Here is a 2,232-nt window from a genome sequence, read left to right as displayed (position 1 = left end):
GGGAGTCGATCACCGAAGGCCTCCGTCGGAGGGCGCCGCGATACCGTCGCCGTATGTCTGAAGTCCGGTTGACCACGCCCTCCTTCCTCGTGCTCGGCATCATCGACCAGCTGGGCGAGGCCAGCCCGTACGACGTGAAGGTCGAGGCCGCGCGTACGGTGGCGCCCTTCTGGTCGATGCCGCACGCCCAGGTGTACGCCCAGTGCGACCGGCTCCTGGCGGCCGGGCTTCTCTCGGAGGTCCGGCAGGCCGGGGGCCGGAACCGGCGTCTCATGAGGCTGACCGAGGACGGTGTGGCCGCTCTGCGGGGCTGGCTCGCGGACCCCGCCTTCGTCCCTGTCGAGGCACGTGAGCGGGGCATCCTCAAGCTGTGGTTCGGGGCGAGCCCGCGCGTCCACGCCCCGGTCCAGATCGAGGAGCACCGGCGCACCCTCGGCGAGTACGAGGAACTCGCCGCGTCCGTGGGGGAGATGCTGGCGCGCGGGCAGCGCGAGGCGCTCGAGTTCGGCATCCGTTACGAGCGGATGATGGTCGACTTCTGGCAGTGGGTCGAGAACCGGGAATCCTGAGCGGCCGCCGCCGTGTCCGCGGGGGCCGGAGAGAACGCCGCCCGGTCACCGTCGTCGGCCCGCGCTTGCCGTACGCCCGCGAACTCACCCGGGGCCCGGCTCGCGCCCCCGGGGCCAACTCGCCCTCGGGGCCGCCGTGGGCCTCGCTGCCCCGTGCCGGGCCCCCGTGCTGGCTCCCCGTACCGAGCCCGCCCGGCTCCCCGTACCGGCTTTCCCCGTGCCTGGCCCGGCGCCGCGCACGTGCCGCCCGGCCGCGCCCCTGACCGCCCCTCTCGCAGGGCTCCTCCTCACCGGCGTCGCGGCCCACCGGCCGCTCACCCGGCCGGGGCCGGTGAGGCGGGAAGGGGCCGGAAGGGACACGTCCGGCGGACCGCACTGTCGTTCCGCGCGCTGCGGCCGGGCGCGCCGGCCCCGGGCCGGGCCGTACACGGGCGCCTGGGACCCGGGTTCGGGCGCCGCCGGGCACCCGCCAGCGCCCGAACGGCTGTGCCAGAATCGGGCCCCATGAAGCATGATCATGACGACCCGCGTCTGTCGGTCGGCCACGGTGACCCCGAGCTCCAGGCGGTCCTCGACAAGGGTCTCGACGCCTTCAACTTCCCGGCGACCGGCACCACGCCCGAGGACCAGGGCGAGCTGTCGGTGAAGGCCGTCGACGAGTCCGGCGAGGTGATCGGCGGTCTGACCGCCTGGACGTGGGGCGGGCTGCTCGGCATCGAGATGCTGTGGATCCGCGAGGACAGCCGCCGCGACGGCTGGGGCAGCCGGCTCCTGCGCGCCGCCGAGGAGGAGGCCCGGCGGCGCGGCTGCGACCGGGCGACCGTCTCCTCGTTCACCTTCCAGGCCCCCGACTTCTACCGGCGCCACGGATACGTCGAGACCGGCCGCACCCTCGGCATCCCCGGCGGCGCGGAGGACGTCCACTTCTACAAGCGTCTGACCGCGCTTCCCGAGGACGGCGGCTCCGACGGCGTGGGGAGCGGCGCCGCGTAACAGTGGACGGACACCTCCCGTGAGGGGCCCCAGCGCTGGTCGACCGTGGCCAGCCGGCACCAGCCGAGCCGCTCGTAGAGAGCCGTCGCGGCGGTGTCGGAGGCCACGACGTCGAGCACCGGATGGAGACCGCGGTCCCGCGCCTCCTCCACGGCCCGGCCCAGCAGGAGGGCGCCGAGCCCGCCGCCCCTGGCCCAGGGGGCGACGAACAGCCGGCCGACGACCGCTGTCGCCGCCGCCGGCGTGCCGCTCCGCCCGCTCCACAGCACGGGGGCGAGGTCGCCGGCCCCGGCGGCGGCCAGAGCCACGTGCCCGGCCACCGCGCCGTCGCGTTCCGCGACCCACGCCCCCAGCGCGGCGGCGGGTGCCAGCCAGTCGCCGGGGCGCGCGGGCCAGTCCACCGGGTACCCGTCGGCCCGGTGGACCTCGGCGAGGACCCGTACGCACGCCTCCAGGTCGTCGTCGGCCCGCGGCCTGAGCCGGTCGGGGTGACGGGTTGCCGTGGGAGCCTGCTCGACGCTGTTCATGGCCGCCAGGGTAGACCCGGCCCCCTGGGGGGCCGGGTGTTCACGACGATGTGCGCGACTGAGGCCGGGGCATGTCGGCCCGGCAGGAGACGAACGCGCGCCGTCCTGGTCTCGCCGCCCCGGGGCGCCGCACCCGGACATCG

General features: G+C 75.9%; 3 protein-coding genes. 2 read left to right on the top strand and 1 reads right to left on the bottom strand.

Translation table 11 applies throughout. The annotated features are described in order from the left end of the window. The first annotated feature begins 53 nt into the window (after nucleotides 1-53). On the top strand, nucleotides 54-569 hold the full coding sequence (locus RIF68_RS34940) for a helix-turn-helix transcriptional regulator (protein ID WP_309055559.1): 516 nt from the start codon (nucleotides 54-56) through the stop codon (nucleotides 567-569). 504 nt (nucleotides 570-1,073) lie between these two features. Beyond that, on the top strand, nucleotides 1,074-1,562 hold the full coding sequence (locus tag RIF68_RS34935; RefSeq protein WP_309055558.1) for a GNAT family N-acetyltransferase: 489 nt from the start codon (nucleotides 1,074-1,076) through the stop codon (nucleotides 1,560-1,562). Here the strand turns inward: RIF68_RS34935 and RIF68_RS34930 are convergent. Beyond that, a complete protein-coding gene (locus tag RIF68_RS34930) occupies nucleotides 1,496-2,089 on the bottom strand; it encodes a GNAT family N-acetyltransferase (RefSeq protein ID WP_309055556.1) in 594 nt (197 codons plus the stop codon). The two genes, RIF68_RS34935 and RIF68_RS34930, sit on opposite strands and share 67 nt — an antisense overlap. Nucleotides 2,090-2,232 lie beyond the last annotated feature (143 nt).

The sequence above is a fragment of the Streptomyces sp. genome (assembly GCF_031178505.1).
GTDB classification, from domain to species: Bacteria; Actinomycetota; Actinomycetes; order Streptomycetales; family Streptomycetaceae; genus Streptomyces; species Streptomyces gulbargensis.
Note: the sequence above shows the minus strand (reverse complement) of the source record. Positions and strands in the feature narration are given on the sequence as shown.